The sequence below is a fragment of the Curtobacterium sp. ER1/6 genome (assembly GCF_001742745.1).
GTDB lineage: Bacteria > Actinomycetota > Actinomycetes > Actinomycetales > Microbacteriaceae > Curtobacterium > Curtobacterium citri.
This window is the reverse complement of sequence record NZ_MJAK01000012.1, coordinates 15,596-35,644: the sequence shown is the minus strand read 5'-3', so window position 1 is coordinate 35,644 and position 20,049 is coordinate 15,596. Positions and strand designations below refer to the sequence as shown.

Genomic DNA, 20,049 nt, shown 5'->3' with positions numbered 1-20,049 from the left:
GGTGCGCCATTCCCTGCGGCATCCCGCACCCGACTGTGCGGTCGTTCAGGTCAGGGCCGCGGTTGCTCGGAACGATCGTTCCGGGCCGAGGAGCGCGTCACACGACCGTTACACGAGGGAAACGGGCAGCGCGAAGAGCCTCCATAGCGTCGTCCACGAGCGGGGACCCCCGCCGCCCACTCCCACGGAGGACGCCTTGGTCACAGAGATCGCGACACCCGTCGCCGCGCCCCACGCCCCCCGCACGACGTCGTCGGCCGCTGCCGGCGCCGGCGTCGTCAAGCCCGGGTACGACCCGTCGCTCACCAACGAGGACCTCGCCCCCCTGCGCGAACAGCGCTGGACGAGCTACAACATCTTCGCCTTCTGGATGTCCGACGTGCACTCCGTCGGCGGGTACGTCACCGCCGGGTCGCTCTTCGCGCTCGGGATCGCCAGCTGGCAGGTGCTCGTCGCCCTGGTCGTCGGCATCCTGGTCGTCCAGGTGTTCGCGAACCTCGTGGCGAAGCCGTCGCAGCGCACCGGCGTGCCGTACCCCGTCATCAACCGCGCGGTGTTCGGCGTCATCGGGGCGAACGTCCCCGCCGTCATCCGCGGGCTCATCGCGACGGCCTGGTACGGCGTGCAGACCTTCCTCGCCGCGCAGTCGCTGAACATCGTGTTCCTCAAGTTCCTGCCCGGCTCGGCCGCGCTCCTCGACCACGCGTTCCTCGGGCTGTCGGCGCTCGGTTGGATCTCGTACGGCATCCTCTGGGTCGCGCAGGCGGCGCTCTTCTCGATGGGCATGGAGGCGATCCGCCGCTTCATCGACTTCGCCGGTCCCGCCGTCTACGTCGTGATGATCGCGCTCGCGGTCTACCTCGTCGCCCGGGCGGGCATCGGCAACATCTCGCTCACGTTGCACACGGGTGCGCCGATGTCGTTCGGTGCCTCGATCCCGGTGATGCTCTCCGCGGTCGCGATCGTCGTCAGCTACTTCTCCGGTCCGATGCTCAACTTCGGCGACTTCTCGCGGTACGGCAGGTCGTTCGCCGCCGTCAAGCGCGGCAACCTCTGGGGCCTGCCGGTCAACTTCCTGTTCTTCTCGGTCCTCACGGTGCTCTGCGCCAGCGCCACCGTCCCGGTGTTCGGCAAGCTCATCACCGACCCGATCGAGACGGTCCAGGCGATCGACGCGCCCTTCGCGATCCTGCTCGGCGGCCTGACGTTCGTCATCGCCACGGTCGGCATCAACATCGTCGCGAACTTCATCAGCCCCGCGTTCGACTTCTCGAACGTCGCCCCGCGGAAGATCAGCTGGCGCACGGGCGGCATGATCGCCGCGGTCGGTTCGGTGCTCCTGACGCCGTGGAACTGGTACGGCAACGACCAGGCGATCCTGTACACGCTCGGCATCCTCGGCGCGCTGATCGGTCCGCTGTTCGGCATCCTGATCGCCGGCTACTACCTCGTCGCGAAGCAGCGGGTTGCGGTCGACGACATGTACTCGAAGGAGCCCACCGCCCGGTACTGGTACCGCGCGGGGTGGAACCCGAACGCGATGTGGACCCTGCTGGTCGCCGGGGCCGTGTCCGTCGCCAGCGCGGTCCTGCCGCCCGCGACCGGCGTCCTGCCGTGGCTGTCGAACTACAGCTGGTTCATCGGCTGCGGGCTCGGGCTCGTCGTGTTCTGGGCGCTCGAGCGCCGGTCGCCGCGGATGCCGCTCCTGGCGGCCGACGACCCCACGATCGACGACGGCGCCGCCGCGGGGCGCGCCTAGCGCGGCCCGGCCCGGCCCGTCTCGTCTCGGTTCGGCCCGGCTCGGCCCCTCTCGTCTCGGTTCGTCTCGGTTCGTCTCGGTTCGTCTCGGCCGGGAGGCCCGTCCCGCCTCCGCCCCGCTCGTCACCACCCGGCTCCACGCCCCACTTCCCCTCGTCACCACCCGGAGGACCCGCTTGCGCATCCGCGTCGTCAACCCCAACACCACCGCCGCGATGACGGCCACGATCGGTCGCGCTGCGGCTGCGGTCGCCGGGCCCGGGACCGTGATCGAGGCGGTGAAGCCCACCACCGGACCGGCCTCGATCGAGAGTCACTACGAGGAGGCGCTGGCGGTCCCCGGGCTCCTCGAGCAGGTGGCACTCGGGGAGCGGGACGGCGTCGATGCGTTCGTCGTGGCGTGCTTCGGCGACCCGGGCCTCGACGCCGCCCGGGAGCTCGCCACGGGTCCCGTCGTCGGGATCGCCGAGGCCGGCTTCCACGCCGCGGCCATGCTCGGTCGGCGGTTCGGGGTCGTCACCACCCTCGCCCGGACGACCGGCAGGGCGTGGGAGCTCGCCGAGCGCTACGGGTTCGCGCGGCTCGTCACCGAGGTCCGCGCGTGCGAGGTCCCGGTGCTGGCGCTCGACGACCCCGCCTCGGGCGCGCGAGCGCTCGTCGTCGAGGAGTGCCGCGCGGTGCTCGCCGGTGGTGCGGACGCGGTGGTGCTCGGGTGCGCCGGCATGGCGGACCTCTGCGCCGAGGTGTCCCGGGAGGTCGGTGCCCCGGTGGTCGACGGCGTGGCTGCGGCGACGGTGCTGGCCGAGTCGCTCGTCCGGCTCGGCCTCGCGACCGGCAAGCGCGGCGAGTACGCCCCGCCACCGCCGAAGCAGGTCACCGGGGTGCTGTCGGGCTTCACCGTGGCCGCGCCGACCGCCGTGCTCAGCGGGGTGTCCGCATGAGCGGCGCCGAGGCCGACCTCGTCCTGCGCGCTCGACGGTCCTGGGTCGACGGGGCGTTCCGCCCGGCTGCGGTGGTGGTCCGGAACGGGGTCGTCGACGCGGTGCTGCCCTTCGGGGACGCCGTCGACGCCGCGGAGGACCGGACCGTGTCCGACGAGCACGTGCTGCTCCCGGGGCTCGTCGACACCCACGTCCACGTCAACGAGCCGGGCCGCACCGAGTGGGAGGGCTTCGCGTCCGCCACCCGCGCGGCGGCGCTCGGCGGTGTCACCTCCATCGTCGACATGCCGCTCAACTCGATCCCGGCGACGACCGACGTCGACGCCCTGGCGGTCAAGCGGGCGAGCGCCCAGGGTCGCGTGGCGGTCGACGTGGGGTTCTGGGGCGGCGCGGTCCCCGCGAACGCCGGGACCCGCGGGCCGCTCCACGACGCCGGGGTGTTCGGGTTCAAGTGCTTCACCGCCCCGAGCGGCGTCGACGAGTTCCCGCACCTCGACCCGGAGCAGCTCCGTGCCGCGATCGCCGAGGTCGCGGAGCTCGACGCGCTCCTCATCGTGCACGCCGAGGACCCGGACCTGCTCGTCCCGCACGACGCGCTCGGCGGCCGGTACGCCGACTTCCTGGCGACCCGTCCGGGCAGCGCCGAGCGGTCCGCCATCGCGCGGGTCGTCGACGGTGCTCGCGAGACCGGTGCGCGCGTGCACGTGCTGCACCTCTCCGACGCCACCGCCCTGCCGATGATCCGTGCGGCGAAGGCGGACGGTGTACGGATCACCGTCGAGACCTGCCCGCACTACCTCGCCTTCGAGGCCGGCACGATCCCGGACGGTGCCACCGAGTTCAAGTGCTGCCCGCCGATCCGCGACGACGCGAACCGCGACGCGCTCTGGGCCGGGCTCCTCGACGGCACGATCGACTGCGTCGTCTCGGACCACTCGCCGTCGACGGCGGACCTGAAGACCGACGACTGGGGGCTCGCCTGGGGCGGGATCGCCGGGCTGCAGGTCGGCTTCCGCGCGGTGTGGACCGAGGCCGTCCGGCGGGGGATCCCGCTCGAGACCGTGCTGCCGTGGTTCACGACCGGACCGGCGGCGCTCGTCGGGTTCACGGACCGCGGTCGCATCGCGCCGGGTGCCGTCGCGCACCTCGCGGTCCTCGACCCCGCGGCCGAGGACGTCATCGAGGTCGCCGCCCTCGCGCACCGCAACCCGGTGTCCGCCTTCGCGGGCCTGCACACCCTCGGTCGGGTCGTGGAGACCTGGCTGCACGGGCGGCTCGTCGCGACGGCCGCCGACGGGGTGACCGCGGTCGAGGGCGTCCTGCTCGTCCGCCCGCAGCACACGCAACACGCACGAAACGATCGTTCCGGTACCATCCTGAACGGAACGGAGGCACCATGACGCAGCCAGTGAACCCACCCGCCCGACTCCTGATGGGTCCGGGCCCGATCGACGCCGACCCCCGGGTGCTCCGGGCGCTCTCGACGCCGCTCGTCGGGCAGTACGACCCGTGGATGACCGCCACGATGACCGCGACGCAGGAGCTGTACCGCCAGGTCTTCGGCACGCGCAACGACGCCACCGTCCTGGTCGACGGGACCTCGCGCGCCGGCATCGAGGCGGCCCTGGTCTCCCTCCTGGCACCCGGGGACCGCGTCCTCGTGCCCGTGTTCGGGCGCTTCGGGCACCTGCTCGCCGAGATCGCCGGACGCGCCGGCGCCGAGGTGCACACGATCGAGACGGAGTGGGGACAGGTCTTCCCGACGTCGGTGGTCGAGGACGCCGTGCGCCGCGTCCGGCCGAAGGTCCTGGCCGTCGTGCAGGGCGACACCTCCACCACGATGAACCAGCCGCTCGACGAGCTCGGCGCGGTCTGCGACCGGTACGGGGCGCTGCTCTACACCGACGCCACCGCGAGCATCGGCGGCAACCCGCTCGAGGTGGACGCGTGGGGGATCGACGTCGCGAGCGCCGGGCTGCAGAAGTGCCTCGGGGGTCCGTCCGGCAGCGCCCCGATCACCGTCTCGCCGCGCGCGGTCGCGGTGCTCGACGGCCGTCGGAGCATCGAGGCCGGCATCCGAGAGGCCGACGACGTCGTCTCCGACCACCCGATCCGGTCGAACTACCTCGACCTCGCGATGATCCTCGACTACTGGGGACCGCGGCGTCTGAACCACCACACCGAGGCAGCGTCGATGCTCTACGCCGCCAACGAGTGCGCACGCATCCTGCTCGAGGAGGGGCGAGAGACCGTCGTCGAGCGCCACGCGACGGCCGGCCGCGCCATGCTCGCGGGGGTGGAGGCCCTGGGTCTGCGGGTCTTCGGCGACGTCGCGCACAAGATGCACAACGTCGTCGCCGTGGAGATCCCGGACGACGTCGTCGGCGACCAGGTCCGCGGCGCGATGCTCGAGGACCACGGCATCGAGATCGGCACGTCGTTCGGCCCGCTGCACGGCCGCGTCTGGCGGATCGGCACTATGGGGTACAACGCGCGCAAGGACGCCGTCGTGACGACGCTCGCCGCGCTCGAGCACAGCCTCCGGCGTGCGGGGCACGCCGTCCCGCAGGGCGCGGGCGTCGACGCGGCGCTCGACGTGCACGCCGGAGCGTCCGTCCCGGTCGGGGCCCCCGCGTGAGCGCCGTCACCCCGACCCCCGTCCCGACCGCCAGCACGCGTGCCCTCGCCGACGCCGCGACGATCGTCCGGTGGTGCGACGCCCTCGCCGCGGTGTCCGAGGACGACGGCCGCACCACCCGCGTCTACCTGTCACCGGAGCACGCCCGGGTGAACGCGGTCGTCGCGGAGTGGATGCGCGACGCGGGCCTCCGCACGTGGCAGGACGCGGCGGGCAACCTGCACGGCATCGTCGACGGCGCGACGCCGGACGCCCCCGTGCTGCTGCTCGGCTCGCACCTCGACACCGTCGTCGATGCCGGTCGCTACGACGGGGTCGTCGGCGTCCTGATGGCGATCCGCACCGCGGCGCGCGTCACCGCGGCCGGCCCGCTGCCCGTCGCCCTGCAGGTCACCGCGTTCTCGGACGAGGAGGGCACCCGGTTCGGCAAGGCCCTGCTCGGGTCCTCCGCGGTCGCCGGGGTCTGGGACGAGGCGTGGTGGGACCTCGAGGACGGCGACGGGACCACCCTGCGGCAGGCCTTCACCGACTTCGGGCTCGACCCGGAGCGCGTCGGCGAGGCCGCACTGGCACCGGAGCGGCTCGTCGGGTACCTCGAGGCGCACATCGAGCAGGGTCCCCACCTGGAGCAGGCCGGACAGGCCCTCGGCGTGGTGACCAGCATCGCGAGCGCCCGTCGCTTCACGGTCGAGGCCGTCGGTGAGGCCCGGCACGCCGGCGGCACCCCGTACGAGCGTCGGCACGACGCCCTGCTCGCCGCGGCCGAGGCGGCCCTGGCCGTCGAGCGCATCTGCCGGGCGGAGCAGCACGTCGGCACCGTCGGGACGATGTCCGTCGAACCCGGGGCCGTGAACGTCGTGCCGGGGCTCGCCCGCTTCAGCGTCGACCTGCGTGGGGAGTTCGACGAGGGCCGCGACCGGGTGTGGGAGGCGATCACGGCGGCGTTCGACGAGATCGCCACCCGACGCGGCGTGGCCGTGTCGCCGACCGAGGTGCACCGTGCGCCGGCGGTGTTCTGCGCACCACGACTGATGGACGCGATCCGCGCGGGCATCGCCTCGACGGGGGAGACCGCGCCCGCCGAGCTGTTCTCCCGCGCCGGGCACGACGCCATGTCGCTCGGCCTGGTGACCGACGTCGCGATGCTGTTCCTGCGCAACCCCGACGGCATCAGCCACCACCCGGACGAGTTCGTCTCCGAGGACGACGTCGCGCTCGGTCTCGACGCGCTCGCCGTGGCCGTCGAGCGGATCGCCGACGACGTCGTCGCGGACGGCCGCGAGGTGCCGGCATGAGCGCCGTCCCCGACGTGCGCGCCCGCGTCGACGCCGTCTGGGACCGCCTGTCGCCCGCGGAGCGCCGGGTCGCCGCGATGGTCCGGCACGACCCCGAGCTGCTGCTCGTCGGCACGTCCGCCGAGCTCGCGGCCGAGTCCGGCACGTCGAAGGCGACGGTCTCGCGCCTGGTCCGCTCCCTCGGTTTCCAGGACGCCGCCGAGGTCCGGCAGGAGCTCATGTCCGCGCGGGGCAGCGGGTTGCCGTGGGCCGCGGAGGACGCCGCGCACGTCGACCAGCGGGCCGTGGAGGCGCGCAACCTCGACGCCGCGTTCGCCTCGCTCGCCCGGGCCGACCGCGTCCGGCTCGCCCGCCGGATCGTCCGTGCCCGACGGGTGCTCGTGTTCGGGGAACGCGGCGCGCACCCCGTCGCCATGCAGCTCCGCTCCCAGCTCGCGCAGGTCCGTCCGGACGTCCGGATCGGTCCGGCACCCGGGCAGCGCCTGGGGGAGGAGGTCGCCGACCTCGACCGCCGCGACCTCGTCGTGCTCGTCACGGTGCGGCGACACGCGGCCGGTGCCGAGCGGCTCGTTCGGCACTGCGTCGCGACCGGGGCGGACGTCGTCGTGCTCGGCGACCCGACCGCGGCGGTCATCGCCGCCCCCGCTGCGACCGCGGTGCTCTGCCCCGTCGACTCGCCGTCGGCGTTCGACTCCATGGCGGCGCTCTTCGCCGTCGTCGCCGCCATCGCGAACGACGTGTACGAGGCGTCCGGTCCCGCCGGTCGTGCCCGCGTCGACGCGGTCGCCGCGGCCTACGACTCGCTCGGGGAGCTCGCCGCGCGCTGACCGTCGTGCCCGCGCTCGAGCTCCGCGCGGAGCGTGGCGTTCCGCGCGGCGATGAGCCGCGGCATGTACCGCGCCAGCGCGAGCCGCTCGGCGAGCCACCCCAGCGGACCGAGCGGTGCGCGGAAGGTGACGTCGTCCACCATCCGCGTGCCGACGGCCGACGGCTCGAACCGGTGCTCGTGCCGGAAGCGGGCGAACGGACCACGCACCTGTTCGTCGACGAAGCGACCCGGCGCCTCCAGGGCGGTGATCCGGCTCGTCATCCGCCAGACGACCCCGAAGTGCCGTGCGCGCCACGTGACGCTCTCGCCGAGGCCGATGGTGCCGGACGTCGTGCCGGCCACGGCGCGTTCGTCGGTACCCGCCATCGAGCGTTCGTGGGCGCCGACGTCGAGCGAGAGCGCGAAGACCCGCTCGGGCGGTGCCGCGATCTCGGTGACCAGGCGGAAGGCGACGGTCACGACGTCGGCCAGACCTGCGGCCCGGACCGGTCGTCGTCCCGCAGCACCGCCGCGAGCAGTTGGTCGTGCCGGACACCGCGGTGCAGCACCGCCGAGCGTGCGCGTCCCTCGTAGCGCAGGCCGACCCGCTGTGCGGTGGCGGCGGAGGCGACGTTCGTCGCGATGGCCCGCCACTGCACCCGCTCGAGTCCGAGACCGGTCGGCGACGCCGCGAAGGCCCATCGCAGCACCCGCTCGACCGCCTCGGCGACGAACCCGTGCCCACGCCCGTCGGGGTGGAGTGCGTAGCCGACCTCGGCCGCACCGTCCGCGATCCCGAACAGCCCGACCGTGCCGAGCAGTCGCATGTCTTCCACGCGGCGGAGGCCGAACTCGGTGCGGGTGCCGTCCCGCCAGCCCGCGGCGACGACCTCCCGGGTCCAGCGCCGGGCCTCGGCGTGGCCGTACGGCACCGGTACCGGGGTGAAGGCGACGACGTCCGGGTCGTTCGCGTACGCGACGACGTCGTCGGCGTCGGCGTCGACCGGGACGGACAGCACGAGCCGGTCGGTGCGGAGCGTCACGGGGTGCACAGCGCGAGCCTAGCGAGCGGGTGGCGGCGCGGTAGCGTCGGCGCATGACGTTCGACTCCCTCGCCTTCCCCGTCGTCGACGGACACAACGACCTGCCGTGGGAGCGTCGCGAGTCCCACGACTCCGGCGTCGAGGGAATCGACACCGAGGACGGGACCCTGCACACCGACCTGCCGAAGCTGCGCGCCGGTGGCGTCGTCGGGCAGTTCTGGTCGGTGTTCGTGCCGTCGGACGACCCCGACCCGGTGCGGACGACGCTGCAGCAGGTCGACACCGCCCACCGGATCATCGAGCGGTACCCGGACGACCTGACCTTCGTCCGGACCGCCGCCGAGCTCCGGGCCGCCGTCGCTGCCGGACGCATCGCCTCGCTGCTCGGGGCCGAGGGCGGGCACTCCATCGGGGACGACCTGGCCGTGCTCCGCACGCTCGCCCGGCTCGGCGTGCGCTACATGACGTTGACGCACAACGACGACACCACCTGGGCCGACTCCGCGACCGGAGCCCGGGCGCACGGCGGACTGACCGACCGCGGGCGCGAGGTCGTGGCCGAGATGGAGCGGATCGGCATGCTCGTCGACCTCTCGCACACCGCACCCACCACGATGCGGGACACCCTCGACGTCGCCACGCAGCCCGTGGTCTTCAGCCACTCGTCGACGGTCGCGATCGACGACCACCCCCGCAACGTCCCCGACGACGTGCTGGCCCGCCTGGCCGACAACGGCGGGGTGGTGATGATCACCTTCGTCCCGAAGTTCGTCTCGCGCGCGTGGGCGGACTGGGAGGAGGCGGGTTCCGAGGGGACGCCGCCGCCGGTGACCGTCGCGGACGTGGCGGACCACGTCGAGCACGCGCGGGACGTCGCCGGCGTCGGGCACCTCGGGCTCGGCGGCGACTACGACGGGACGCCCGTGCTGCCGCCGGACCTGCGGGACGTGTCGCGGTACCCGGTGCTCGCCGAGGAGCTGCGGCGGCGCGGGTGGGGCGACGCCGACCTGCGGGCGCTCGCCGGCGGCAACGTGGTTCGGGTGCTCGAGGCGACGGACGGGCGGTTCGCGCGGAGCGTGGGGCGCTGACCCGGACCGGATGCGTGGTCGACGTCCGGCGCGTCAGTGGGCGTCATCGACGGGGGAGCACCGGGCGCCGTCGGTAGGATCACGGGGGACTGCAGCGTCGCCACCGTCGGTGGCGCCCATCGACCGGAGGACGAAGACGGATGACCGGCACCATCTACGACGACATCACGCAGGCGTTCGGCAACACCCCGCTCGTCCGCCTCAACCGCCTGCCGCAGCCGGACGGCGCCGAGGTGCTGGCGAAGCTCGAGTTCTACAACCCGGGGTCCAGCGTGAAGGACCGTCTCGGGGTCGCGATCATCGACGCCGCCGAGGAGTCCGGGGACCTCCGTCCGGGCGGCACGATCGTCGAGGGCTCGTCCGGCAACACCGGGATCGCGCTCGCACTGGTCGGTGCCGCGCGCGGGTACCGCGTCGTCATCACCATGCCGGAGACCATGAGCGTCGAGCGTCGAGCGCTCATCCGTGCCTTCGGCGCCGAGATCGTCCTGACGCCCGGTCCCGAGGGGATGAAGGGCGCCGTCGCGCGTGCGGAGCAGATCGTCGAGCAGACCCCCGGGGCGATCCTGGCGCACCAGTTCGAGACCTCCGCGAACGCGGCGATCCACCGCAGGACCACCGCCGAGGAGATCCTCCGCGACACCGAGGGGCACGTCGACGTGTTCGTCGCCGGTGTCGGCACGGGCGGCACCATCACCGGTGTCGGCCAGGTGCTCAAGGAGCGCGTCCCCGGTGTGCAGATCGTCGCCGTGGAGCCGAAGGACTCGCCGCTGCTGTCGGAGGGCAAGGCCGGTCCGCACAAGATCCAGGGGATCGGCGCCAACTTCGTGCCCGAGGTCCTCGACCGGGCCGTCATCGACGAGGTGTTCGACGTCGAGCTCGACGACGCCCTCCGCGTGGCACGGGCGCTCGGGACCGAGGAGGGCATCCTCGCCGGCATCTCGTCCGGTGCCATCGTGCACGCCGCCGTCGAGATCGCCGCCCGCCCGGAGAACGCCGGCAAGCGTGTCGTCGCGATCGTCTGCGACACCGGTGAGCGCTACCTGTCCACCCCGCTCTTCGAGGGACTCACTGCGTGACCCGTGCCGTCCGACGCGGCGTGCTGGGGACCGTCCGGGAGGACCTGGCCGCAGCACGCCGCGGTGACCCCGCCGCCCGGGGCGACCTGGAGAACGCGGTGGTCTACTCCGGCCTGCACGCGATCTGGACGCACCGCCTGACGCACCGGCTCTGGCTCGCGCGCGGTCTGCCCGGCTCGCGCTTCGCCGCCCGGGTCCTGGCGCAGCTCGCGCGCGCCGCGACCGGGATCGAGATCCACCCGGGCGCGCGGATCGGTCGTCGCTTCTTCATCGACCACGGCATGGGCGTCGTGATCGGCGAGACCGCGGTGATCGGCGACGACGTGCTGGTGTTCCACGGCGTGACGCTCGGCGGCCGCGGCGGCGAGCACGGACCGGGGCGGCGGCGGCACCCGGTCGTCGGCGACCGGGTGGTGCTCGGAGCGGGGTCGTCGCTGATCGGTGCCATCACCGTGGGGGCGGACTCGGTCGTCGGTGCGAACACTGTGGTGACGAAGGACGTCCCCGCGGGGTCGGTCGTCACCGGGGTGGCCGGCACGGCACGGCCGAGGTCGGGACACGAGGGTGTCCCGACGCTCTGACCGCGTGCGTCAGCTCTTCTCGCAGGCGATGCCGTCCTTGTCGGCGTCCATCTTCTTGTTCGCGTTGTAGAGCGCGTCGTCCTTCTTGACCGTGCCCTTGAGTGCGCGGTGCTCGACCTTGCCGGACTTGGTCTTCACGGTGTTGTACGTCACCGACTTCTTCGCGATGCCGCCGGAGTACACCTTCTGCACGGCGGCGCAGTTCGCGTAGGTCTTCGGCGCGGCGGACGCGGCCGTGGTGCCGCCGAGCACGACGGCGGCGGCGAGTGCGACGGTGGCGACGGTTGCGCCGAGGGTGCGGGTGGTCTGCACGGGTTCTTCCCCCTGGGAGGTGGTGGCCGCTCGCGCGACCGCCGCGTCGGGTGCGCGGCGGCACGATCGTAGCCGAGCAGGGCTCATCCGCGGATACCCCCGAGCGGGGCGGTGCGGCATGCTGGAGTGGTGGACGGCGCAGCACTGCACGAGGTGGCGATCCGGACGGCCCTGGCACTCCCCGCGGTCGAGGAGACGCAGCCGTTCGGCGAGGACTCGGTCGTGCACAAGGTGGTCGGCCGGATGTTCGTGCTCACCACGACGCTGCGGGGCGTGCCGATCGTCAACCTCAAGTGCGCGCCCCCGCACGCTGCCGCACTGGTCCGCGACCTCGTCGAGGTCACACCGGGGTGGCACATGGACAAGCGGCACTGGATCACGCTGGCGCCGGGGGAGGGGCTCGACGAGGCGATGGTGGAGGACCTCGTCGCGAACTCCTGGGAGCTCGTCGTGCAGGGGCTGCCGCGCGCCCGCCGTCCGCTCGACCCCGCGCGCCGGGTCGGGCCCTAGTCCCGTCCGCTCGACCCCGCGCGCCGGGTCGAGCCCGAGACCCGCCCGCGCGCGAGCACCTTCGAGACGTCGCGGACGACCTTCGGGGCCAGCCGATCCCCGGAGTCGAGCACCGCGCGGGCCTGCTCCGGCGTGAGGCCCGCGGAGATCTGGCCGATGGTCACGCCGTGCGCCGGCCGGTGGGTCACCACGACCGGGTCGCCGGCGGCAACCGGTCCGGACCGCAGGACGCGCAGGTACGTGCCCGGACGGTTCTCCTCGGCGAACCGGCGGACCCACCCGTCGATGCGCATCCGCCGCGCGAAGGTCCCGCACGGCACCCGCGGGATCGTGACCTCGAGCTCGAGGGTCTCGCCGATCCGCCACCGTTCGCCGGTGACCGCCCCGGTGACGTCGACGCCGCTCGTCCGCAGGTTCTCGCCGAAGAGTCCGGGCGGGACGTCGCGGTCGAGCACCTCGGCGAAGTACGCGGCGTCCTCGTCGGCGTAGGCGTACACGGCCTGGTCCTCGCCGCCGTGGTGCTTCCGATCGGCCTGCACGTCGGCGTGCAGGCCGAGCGGGCGCACCCGGACGGGGCCGTCGACGGGTCGCTTGTCGATCGCGGTGATGCCGATGGTGCCGGAGTCGCGGAGGAGCTGCTCGACGCGGCAGACGGCGGTGACGAGGGACACGACTCCACCCTGCCGCATGCCGGTCCCCGATCGCGACCGGCGTGCCGCGTGACGATCCGTCCCGTCCGACCGTCACACCGACGCCCAGACTTCCCCGAGGCGTGACCAGTAGAAGGTACCCGTGCCCCACCAGCCCCTCGCAGACCTCGACGACGCCGTCCTCGCCGGTCGCTCGTCGGGCGGCGACGTCCGGGCGTTCGAGGTCCTCATCCGCAGGTACACGCCGCTGCTCCGCGCGTACGCCCGTCGCACGCTCGGCTCGACGGACGAGCTCGACGACGTGGTGCAGGAGACCTTCATCACGGCGTGGAACCGGCTCGACTCCCTCGACGACGGTGCCCGCGTGAAGGCGTGGCTCATGCGCATCCTCAGCCGCAAGTGCCTCGACCGGATCCGCGCTCGACGCGCGCACGACGACGTCACCGAGATCGAAGTCGCGGCACCCGACGATGGTGCTCCGGACCGGGTCGCGGAGGCGCGGTCCCGTGAGGAGGCCGTGGAGACGGCGCTCGCCGAGCTCCCCGAGGCGCAGCGTCGGTGCTGGGTGATGAAGGAAGTGCTCGAGTACCGCTACGAGGACATCGCCGAGGAGCTCGACCTGCCGGTCTCGACGGTGCGCGGACTGCTCTCGCGCGCGAGGAAGAACATGATCCGTCTCATGGAGGCTTGGCGATGACCGGACCCGACGACCTGCGCCTCGACACCCTCGAGCCCGAGGACCTCGACGGCCACACGATCGACGAGCTCGCCGACTACCTCGACGCCGGCATGCAGCCGGCGGACCCGAGCATCGACGACTCGGCCGCGTGCCAGAACGCCCTTGCCGCGCTGGTGCGACTCCGGCAGTCCTCGATGGGCTCCCTCGACGCCGCTGCGGAGCACGAGGAACCGGCGGACGAGTCGTGGATCGGTGGCGTGCTCGCGAACATCTCGCTCGAGGCCCGCGCCGGACGCGACGTCCCGCTCCGCCCGGTCGCGCCGACCGAGCGGCCGGTGATGACCGAGGGGGCGATCCGCTCGATGGTCCGGACGGCGGGTGACGTCGTGCCTGGGGTCGTGATCGCGCGGTGCTCGCTCGAGGGCGACGTGACCGAGCTCGACGCGCCCGTGCGGGTGCTGGTCGAGCTCGCGGTCCGGTCGGGGGTACCGATCCACCCGGCGGCGGAGCAGGTGCGGGCCGCGGTCGCCGAGGTGCTCGCGGAGCAGACCGACCTGGTCCTCGCGGCGGTCGACGTGCGCGTCCGCGACCTGCTGCCCGCGCAGCCCGGGTCGGTCGACCCGCACGACGACGAGGAGGACCGCGCATGACCCTGGACGACGACACCACCGCGGCGATCGAGGCGGCCGTGCTCGCGGTGCCCGGCGTCGCGGAGCTCTACCGGGCGCGGCCCACCCTCGGCGACGTGCTCGGCAGCGCGGTCGACTCGGCGAAGCGGCTCGCCGCGCACACCCCCGGACCCCGGGTCGTGCTCGACGAGGACGTACTGCGCGTCGTGATCGGGACGGACGGGTCGCTGCCCGCACCCGCGACGGCGCGCGCCGCGCACCTGGCGGCCTGGGAGGCCGCCGCCGCTCGCGGCGTCGCGCTCGCGCGGGTCGACGTCCGCATCGCACGCGTGGGCTGACCCACCCACACCGTGACGGACGGGAGGCGCGGTGCCGGCCGGCCCCGCGCCTCCCGTCCGTCGACCGGCGCGCGTCGGCTCAGTAGAAGTTGTTCGCCTGCGAGTGCGCCCACGCCGCGCACGGGGTGCCGTAGGCGGCGCTGATGTAGCGCAGCCCCCAGGTGACCTGCGTCGTGGCGTTCGTCCGCCAGTCGGCGGCGACCGTCGCCATCTTCGAGCCGGGCAGTGCCTGCGGGATGCCCGTGGCGCCACCGTCCGGGTTGACCGCGCGGTAGTCCCATCCGGACTCCTTGGTCCAGAGGCTTTCGAGGCACTGGAACTGGGCCGCTCCCCAGCCGTACTGCGACGCGGCCATCGACGACGCGGTCGCCTTGGCGCCGGCGACGGTGTTGGCCGCAGCCTGCGCCCGCGCGGCCTCGGCGGCGCGTTCGGCGGCGGCCGCCGCCTCGGCCTCGGCCTTCGCCCGGGCCGCCGCTGCTGCTGCGGCGTCCGCGTCGGCCTTGTCCTGCGAAGCACTCGCGTCGGCGACCTCGGTGGTCGCGTCGACGGTCGACGCGATGCGCGCGGTGATCGCGCCGCCGGACAGTTCGCGGTAGTCCGACAGCGCGCGCACCCGGCGTTCGAGGGTGGTGGTGTCGGTCTTCTCGTTCGCGTCGGCCAGCACGGTCCGTGCCGTGACGATGGTCGCGGCCGCCTGGGCCCGGTCGAGGGACGCGCCGTGCAGGGCCGGGGCGCTGCTGGTGGCGGCGCCGCTCGCACTCGGGACGCCGAGCGCCTCGCCGATCGCGGGCTGCGTGCCGACGGTCGCGATGCCGCCGACGAGTGCCACGGCGGCTGCGCCCCCGACGAGCAGGGGGGCGCGGCGGCGGAGTGCGCGACGGCGACGGCGGTCCGGGGTGTCGAGCGCCTGCCGACGCGTGGTCGGGGTGGTCGCGCTGGGTTCGGGGGTGCTGCCTGGCTCGGGGGTGCGCTGGGGTTCTGCGGTGTTCTGGGTCATCGGTTCCGGTGGTCGGCCGGCTGGGGCGCGCCTCCCGGTCCGCGGCGGTGCCGGGCACGCGGGTGGGGTGGGCGTGCACGGTGCGTCGTGGGGGAGTCGCGAGCCGGGGAGGACCGGACGGTGGTGTGGGGCCCGTCCGTCCGCCGCTCGGGCGGCGCGGGGCCGCCTGCTCGGGCGAAGCCGACACGATGACGCGGCAGGCTGGGCATCGGGTCCAGGAGTGCTGGCAGGACGGCCCGACGGCCCCCGGGTAACGGTTCGGTAACGGCCCTGTCAGCGAGCGGAGGTGGGAATCTCCTGGGTGCGTTCGCCCTGCCCGATGCGCTCGAGTGCACCGAGGGCCGCTGCGATCGCCTCGACGTCCTCGCGCGGCAGGTCCGCGATGAGCTCGGCGACGATCCCGGTGCGGTCGGCACGGGCCCGGTCGACGGCGGCGATGCCCTCCACCGTGGCCGACACCATGAAGGCGCGGCCGTCGCGGGGGTCGGCCTCCCGGGCGATGAACCCGCGCTGCTCGAGCTCCGTCAGGATGCGGGTCATCGTCGGCTTGGTGACGACCTCGATCCGCGACAGGTCGCCGGGACGCAGGGGTCCCTCGGTCTGGATCGTCGCGAGCGCGGACACCAGGCCCCACCCGAGCGAGGCGGAGTCGGTCCGGGCGCGCCGGTTGATGCGGCCGACCGCGGCGGCCAGGCGTGCGGCGATCTCGGCGCGGTCCGGCTGGCGGTGGCTCATGCGGTGCTCCGGGTGGTCGAGGCGGGGTCGGGCCGTGCGGGGCCCGAGGCGGGTCCGGCCGATGCTACCGGTCCCCGACGGGCCGTGTCCGAGCGTGACGACCGGCCGCGGTGGACCGCTCCCGGTGGCGCCCGGACGGTGTTCCTGTACGACGGTACAGGTCGGGTCAGCGCTTCTCGCCGGGGAGCAGGTGGATCGCCTCCGTGGCGAGCTCGGCCGCGACGTTGTCGCCCGCCTCGGTGGCGGCACGGAGCCGCCGGAAGTCCGCCGTCATCCGGTCCCAGTCGACGAGTTCGTCGAGGTTCGGGAGGCGGAGGCGGAAGGCGAGGCCGTCCGAGGTGTCCCGGCAGACGCGCTGGAGGTCCGCGTTGTCGCAGGCGTCGACGTACAGGCCGAAGACGGCGAGGGCGTCGCGGTTCACCGCCGGGACGTCGTGGGCCTCGAGCTCGGCGATCGTGCGGTCGAGCTGCGCGAGGATCTTCTTCCGGGTCGCCGCGGTCAGGAGCGGCACCGCGAGCCGGACCACGCCCCCGAAGAGCACGCCGAGCGTCTGCATCGCCTCGACGACCTGCGCGGGGTCCGGCGTCGTCACCCGGGTGTACCGGTTCGGGGCCATCTCGATGAGCCCGGCGCGGGCGAGCTGGCTCAGGGCCTCGCGGATCGGGGTGCGGGAGACACCGAGCCAGGCGATCAGTTCGTCGTCGTTCAGGCGTTCGCCCGGTTCCAGCGTGCCGTCCATGATCGCGGCGTGGATCTTGTGGCGGACGGTGTCGCGGAGCAGCTGGTGCTCGGTGGGGGCGCTGCTGGGGACCGGCATGCGGGTGTCCTCGTGGTCGGTGGACGGACGTCGGCGGCACCCGACCGGGCGGTGAGGGCGCGGGATCACCGTACCGCTGCGGGGACGGTGGACGGTGCTGCCGCCGGGGTGTGTGCGCGCGGGCGCTCCGCCGGTCAGGCGTCGCCCTCGAGCAGCCGCACGGTCAGCGGATCCTCGCTGCCGTGGAACCAGCGGTCGAGCACGGCACGGAACGGAGCCGGGTCGTCGGCGGCCCGGGCGAAGAGCGTCATGGAGGACCGGGCCTTCATCGCGTCGACGCCGCCGAACAGGGCGTCCGCTCCGGACGCCGGAGCAGCGGCCGCCACCCTCGCCGCCTCGACGAGCCGCGGTCCGAGCACGGGGTGCGCCAGGTACGCCCGCGCCTCGGCCGGTCCGTCGATCGCGTAGTACTGGGCCGTCGTGCTCCTGCCGAGCCCCGCGAGCTGTGGGAAGACGAACCACATCCAGTGCGACTGCTTGCGACCGGCGCGCAGCTCCGCCAGCGCCCGGTCGTGCACGCCGTCCTGCGCACGCACGAAGCGGTCGAGGTCGTGCTCGTCGCCGCTCACCGGACCACGTCCCCCCACGCGTAGCGCACGGTGGTGCCGTCGACCACGAGCAGCGAGTCGGGCTCGCGGTCGAACAGCCCCGGCAGCCCGACGGCGTCGGGCAGGTCGCCCGTGAGCCGCTCGAGCCGTGCCGACCGGATCGTGAGCGGGGCGTGCTGCCGCTGCCAGAACACCGTCCGCGAGAAGAGCCGGGCGTGGATGCCGGCGCGGGTGGTCAGCTCGGCTGCGAGCGGGGTGTCCACGACCACACCCGCGGTGACGCGCAGGACGACGTCGTGCCGGGGCCGCGGTGCCGTCGGTCGACGGGTGTGCCGGACGTCACGCAGCCACCGGACGGGGTGGGCGGCGCGGGCGGGGTGCCGCACGGATCGGTGGTCGAGCGTGTCGCCCTGTCGTCGCGACCGCACGTGGGCGTACGTGTACGGCACCCCGAGCATCGTGTTCGCGGCGACGATCGCCGGGACGTGGCCGGTGTCGACGGTCCGGTAGGTGATCCCGCGGCGTCCACGGCGGTCGACCGTCGGGATCTCGAGCGTGACCTCCCGCATCGACCCGAGCCGGCGGGAGGGCGGGAACGGCGGGACCGCCGTCTGCCGGAAGACGTAGGCGGTCAACCCGACCCTGGCGCTGCCGTCCACGACGTCCGGTCGGGTGCCGCGCGGGACGAGGTGCTCGAGCGAGGCCGGGTCGCGGCGCCAGTGGGCGAGGACGATGTCCTCCCACGCGTGCTCGGCGACGGGGCGGTGGCGCAGCTGGGCGGTCGCTCGCGACGGGGCGGTCACCGTCGGGCCGCGTGTCGCCCGACGCGGACGGCCCAGCCGACCAGCGGTGCCTGCAGGGGGAGGCGCAGCACCGCGACGAGCCGCGCCGTGCGGGTGGACCGCGGACTGTCGAGCAGGTCGCGCGCCATCGTCACGTTGGCCGGGAACACCGCGAGGAACAGCGCCGCAGCGGCCCACCCGGACGCCCGCCGGGTCGCGGGCACCGTCAGGCCCGCCGCGACGGCGAGCTCGGCGACGCCGGACGCGAGGGTGGTGAGGCGGGGCGGTAGGCCCGCGGGGACGATGCGGTCGTAGCCGCGCGGCCGCAGGAAGTGGGTGACGCCGGCTCCACCGAGGAGCACGGCGAGCATCGTGGCCGTCCGGGTGGCGCGTCGGGTGCGCTCGCGTCGTCGCATGGTCCCATCCTGCCCGCCGCGGCCCGGACGAGTGCCAGGTCGGGCCAGGGCAGCTCGGGTCGGATCAGGTCAGCGCGGTGGCGACGAGGTCGAGCACCGCGGTGGCGACGTCGGCCTTGCTGCCCGAGGTCTCCCGCACGACGTCGCCGCCGGGCACCAGGACCTCGATCGCGTTCTCCTCGCGTTCGAACCCGGCGTCCCACCCGACGTGGTTCACCACGAGCAGGTCTGCCGGCTTTCGGGCGATCTTGGCGCGACCGAGCGCGATCCGGGCGTCGCGGTCGGGCTCGGTCTCGGCGGCGAACCCGACGATGATCTGCCCGGTGCGCCGGGCGGCGACGAGGTCGGCCAGCACGTCGGGGTTCCGGACGAGCTCGAGCGTCATGGTGTCGCCCTGGTCGTCCTTCTTCAGCTTCTCGGCACGGACCTCGGCGGGACGGTAGTCGGCGACCGCGGCGGTCATCACCACGACGTCGGCGTCGGCGGCCGCACCGTGCACGGCGGCCGCGAGCTCCTCCGTGGACCCGACCGGCACGACGGTCGCGCCGAGCCCCGCGGTCAGCCCGGCGTCGACGTTCGCGGCGACCAGCGTCACGGTGGCGCCGCGGCGGACGGCGTCCGCGGCGATCGCGACGCCCTGGCGACCGCTCGAGCGGTTCCCGACGAAGCGGACCGGGTCGAACGGCTCGCGCGTGCCACCGGCGCTCACGACGACACGGACGCCCGCCAGGTCGCCCTGGTCACCCCGCGCGGTGGTCCCGGAACCGGCCGGGAGGCGCGCCCCGCCCCCGTCCGCTCGGCTCGCCTCCGCTCGGCTCGCCTCCGCCGGCCCGTCGAGCACCGCCAGCGCGGCGGTCACGATGTCCTCCGGCTCGGCCATGCGGCCGATGCCCGCGTCGTCCCCGGTCAGGGCGCCGACGACGGGACCGACGAAGCGGACGCCGCGGTCCTGCAGGGTCCGGACGTTCGCGCGGGTCGCGGGGTGCTCCCACATCTGCGGGTGCATCGCGGGGGCCACGACGACCGGGGCCTCCGTCGCGAGCAGCGTCGTGCCGAGGAGGTCCCCGGCCAGCCCGCCGGCCATGCGCGCCAGGGAGTCCGCGGTCGCGGGGGCCACGACGACCAGGTCGGCCCGGCGTCCGAGGGCGACGTGGCGCACCTCGGCGACGTCGTCCCAGACGCTCGTCGTCACCGGGTTCCGGCTGAGCGCCTCGAGCGTCGGCAGGCCGACGAAGCGCAGGGCGCCCTCGGTGGGGACGACGTGGACGTCGTGGCCGCGCTTGACGAGGTCGCGGACGACCCCGACGGCCTTGTAGGCGGCGATGCCACCGGTGATCCCGACGACGACGGACAGACGGCGACCTGCTGCAGCATCCACGGCGGTCACGCTACCCGGACTCGCGCG

General features: G+C 74.2%; 24 protein-coding genes. 13 read left to right on the top strand and 11 right to left on the bottom strand.

Annotation, left to right across the window (positions count from 1 at the left end; genetic code table 11):
* Positions 1-196 precede the first annotated feature (196 nt).
* From Cus16_RS14545 to Cus16_RS14520, 6 genes are all read left to right on the top strand, one after another.
* Complete coding sequence (locus Cus16_RS14545; protein ID WP_083264019.1) at positions 197-1,759, top strand: NCS1 family nucleobase:cation symporter-1; 1,563 nt, start codon at positions 197-199, stop codon at positions 1,757-1,759.
* 175 nt (positions 1,760-1,934) lie between these two features.
* Positions 1,935-2,699 carry an aspartate/glutamate racemase family protein gene (locus Cus16_RS14540; RefSeq protein WP_069713382.1) on the top strand — a complete coding sequence of 255 codons (765 nt, stop codon included), beginning with the start codon at positions 1,935-1,937 and terminating at the stop codon, positions 2,697-2,699.
* Positions 2,696-4,099, top strand: coding sequence for an allantoinase AllB (allB, locus tag Cus16_RS14535; RefSeq protein ID WP_083264018.1), 1,404 nt, complete (start codon positions 2,696-2,698; stop codon positions 4,097-4,099). Before Cus16_RS14540 ends, allB begins: the two co-directional genes overlap by 4 nt.
* Positions 4,096-5,337 (top strand): pyridoxal-phosphate-dependent aminotransferase family protein, encoded by a 1,242-nt coding sequence (locus Cus16_RS14530; RefSeq protein ID WP_069713381.1) that lies wholly within the window; start codon positions 4,096-4,098, stop codon positions 5,335-5,337. The genes allB and Cus16_RS14530 overlap by 4 nt, the downstream gene beginning before the upstream one ends.
* Positions 5,334-6,632 carry an allantoate amidohydrolase gene (locus tag Cus16_RS14525; protein ID WP_069713380.1) on the top strand — a complete coding sequence of 433 codons (1,299 nt, stop codon included), beginning with the start codon at positions 5,334-5,336 and terminating at the stop codon, positions 6,630-6,632. Before Cus16_RS14530 ends, Cus16_RS14525 begins: the two co-directional genes overlap by 4 nt.
* Positions 6,629-7,459: a MurR/RpiR family transcriptional regulator gene (locus tag Cus16_RS14520; RefSeq protein WP_069713379.1), complete on the top strand. Its 831-nt coding sequence runs from the start codon at positions 6,629-6,631 to the stop codon at positions 7,457-7,459. The genes Cus16_RS14525 and Cus16_RS14520 overlap by 4 nt, the downstream gene beginning before the upstream one ends.
* Here the strand turns inward: Cus16_RS14520 and Cus16_RS14515 are convergent.
* Both Cus16_RS14515 and Cus16_RS14510 read right to left on the bottom strand, forming a co-directional pair.
* Positions 7,426-7,920, bottom strand: a complete 495-nt coding sequence (locus Cus16_RS14515; RefSeq protein ID WP_069713378.1) for an SRPBCC family protein — start codon at positions 7,918-7,920, stop codon at positions 7,426-7,428. The genes Cus16_RS14520 and Cus16_RS14515 overlap by 34 nt on opposite strands.
* The gene (locus Cus16_RS14510; RefSeq protein ID WP_069713377.1) at positions 7,917-8,492 is read right to left on the bottom strand and encodes a GNAT family N-acetyltransferase; all 576 of its coding nucleotides are present in this window, start codon (positions 8,490-8,492) and stop codon (positions 7,917-7,919) included. Before Cus16_RS14510 ends, Cus16_RS14515 begins: the two co-directional genes overlap by 4 nt.
* A 44-nt stretch (positions 8,493-8,536) precedes the next feature.
* On the opposite strand from Cus16_RS14510, the gene Cus16_RS14505 reads away from it, so the two are divergent.
* From Cus16_RS14505 to epsC, 3 genes are all read left to right on the top strand, one after another.
* A complete protein-coding gene (locus Cus16_RS14505; RefSeq protein WP_069713376.1) occupies positions 8,537-9,571 on the top strand; it encodes a dipeptidase in 1,035 nt (344 codons plus the stop codon).
* A 140-nt stretch (positions 9,572-9,711) separates the two neighbouring features.
* A complete protein-coding gene (gene cysK, locus Cus16_RS14500) occupies positions 9,712-10,650 on the top strand; it encodes a cysteine synthase A (RefSeq protein ID WP_069713375.1) in 939 nt (312 codons plus the stop codon).
* Positions 10,647-11,231 (top strand): serine O-acetyltransferase EpsC, encoded by a 585-nt coding sequence (gene epsC, locus Cus16_RS14495; protein ID WP_223246636.1) that lies wholly within the window; start codon positions 10,647-10,649, stop codon positions 11,229-11,231. The genes cysK and epsC overlap by 4 nt, the downstream gene beginning before the upstream one ends.
* A 9-nt stretch (positions 11,232-11,240) precedes the next feature.
* On the opposite strand, the gene Cus16_RS14490 is transcribed toward epsC, so the two are convergent.
* Complete coding sequence (locus Cus16_RS14490) at positions 11,241-11,543, bottom strand: excalibur calcium-binding domain-containing protein (protein WP_069713374.1); 303 nt, start codon at positions 11,541-11,543, stop codon at positions 11,241-11,243.
* A gap of 129 nt (positions 11,544-11,672) precedes the next feature.
* Between Cus16_RS14490 and Cus16_RS14485 the strand changes: the two genes are divergently transcribed.
* Complete coding sequence (locus Cus16_RS14485) at positions 11,673-12,053, top strand: MmcQ/YjbR family DNA-binding protein (protein WP_069713373.1); 381 nt, start codon at positions 11,673-11,675, stop codon at positions 12,051-12,053.
* Here Cus16_RS14485 and Cus16_RS14480 read toward each other — a convergent pair.
* Positions 12,050-12,742, bottom strand: coding sequence for an MOSC domain-containing protein (locus tag Cus16_RS14480; protein ID WP_069713372.1), 693 nt, complete (start codon positions 12,740-12,742; stop codon positions 12,050-12,052). The two genes, Cus16_RS14485 and Cus16_RS14480, sit on opposite strands and share 4 nt — an antisense overlap.
* A gap of 103 nt (positions 12,743-12,845) precedes the next feature.
* On the opposite strand from Cus16_RS14480, the gene Cus16_RS14475 reads away from it, so the two are divergent.
* From Cus16_RS14475 to Cus16_RS14465, 3 genes are read left to right on the top strand one after another with little or no spacing between them, the layout of a single operon-like run.
* A complete protein-coding gene (locus Cus16_RS14475; RefSeq protein ID WP_069713371.1) occupies positions 12,846-13,400 on the top strand; it encodes an RNA polymerase sigma factor in 555 nt (184 codons plus the stop codon).
* Positions 13,397-14,032, top strand: coding sequence for a hypothetical protein (locus Cus16_RS14470; RefSeq protein WP_069713370.1), 636 nt, complete (start codon positions 13,397-13,399; stop codon positions 14,030-14,032). Before Cus16_RS14475 ends, Cus16_RS14470 begins: the two co-directional genes overlap by 4 nt.
* Positions 14,029-14,349, top strand: a complete 321-nt coding sequence (locus Cus16_RS14465; RefSeq protein ID WP_069713369.1) for a hypothetical protein — start codon at positions 14,029-14,031, stop codon at positions 14,347-14,349. The genes Cus16_RS14470 and Cus16_RS14465 overlap by 4 nt, the downstream gene beginning before the upstream one ends.
* A 79-nt stretch (positions 14,350-14,428) precedes the next feature.
* Here Cus16_RS14465 and Cus16_RS14460 read toward each other — a convergent pair whose 3' ends face one another.
* From Cus16_RS14460 to Cus16_RS14430, 7 genes are all read right to left on the bottom strand, one after another.
* Complete coding sequence (locus Cus16_RS14460) at positions 14,429-15,346, bottom strand: phospholipase (RefSeq protein WP_141719007.1); 918 nt, start codon at positions 15,344-15,346, stop codon at positions 14,429-14,431.
* A gap of 273 nt (positions 15,347-15,619) precedes the next feature.
* Positions 15,620-16,081, bottom strand: a complete 462-nt coding sequence (locus Cus16_RS14455; RefSeq protein WP_069713368.1) for a MarR family winged helix-turn-helix transcriptional regulator — start codon at positions 16,079-16,081, stop codon at positions 15,620-15,622.
* A 166-nt stretch (positions 16,082-16,247) separates the two neighbouring features.
* The gene (locus Cus16_RS14450) at positions 16,248-16,898 is read right to left on the bottom strand and encodes a GntR family transcriptional regulator (RefSeq protein WP_069713367.1); all 651 of its coding nucleotides are present in this window, start codon (positions 16,896-16,898) and stop codon (positions 16,248-16,250) included.
* A gap of 134 nt (positions 16,899-17,032) precedes the next feature.
* Entirely contained in the window at positions 17,033-17,467 is a 435-nt protein-coding gene (locus Cus16_RS14445) for a DUF1810 domain-containing protein (RefSeq protein WP_069713366.1), read from the bottom strand.
* Positions 17,464-18,249, bottom strand: coding sequence for a DUF2071 domain-containing protein (locus tag Cus16_RS14440; protein ID WP_069713365.1), 786 nt, complete (start codon positions 18,247-18,249; stop codon positions 17,464-17,466). The genes Cus16_RS14445 and Cus16_RS14440 overlap by 4 nt, the downstream gene beginning before the upstream one ends.
* The gene (locus tag Cus16_RS14435; RefSeq protein WP_069713364.1) at positions 18,246-18,644 is read right to left on the bottom strand and encodes a hypothetical protein; all 399 of its coding nucleotides are present in this window, start codon (positions 18,642-18,644) and stop codon (positions 18,246-18,248) included. The genes Cus16_RS14440 and Cus16_RS14435 overlap by 4 nt, the downstream gene beginning before the upstream one ends.
* 64 nt (positions 18,645-18,708) lie before the next feature.
* The gene (locus Cus16_RS14430) at positions 18,709-19,998 is read right to left on the bottom strand and encodes a bifunctional phosphopantothenoylcysteine decarboxylase/phosphopantothenate synthase (RefSeq protein ID WP_069713428.1); all 1,290 of its coding nucleotides are present in this window, start codon (positions 19,996-19,998) and stop codon (positions 18,709-18,711) included.
* Positions 19,999-20,049 lie beyond the last annotated feature (51 nt).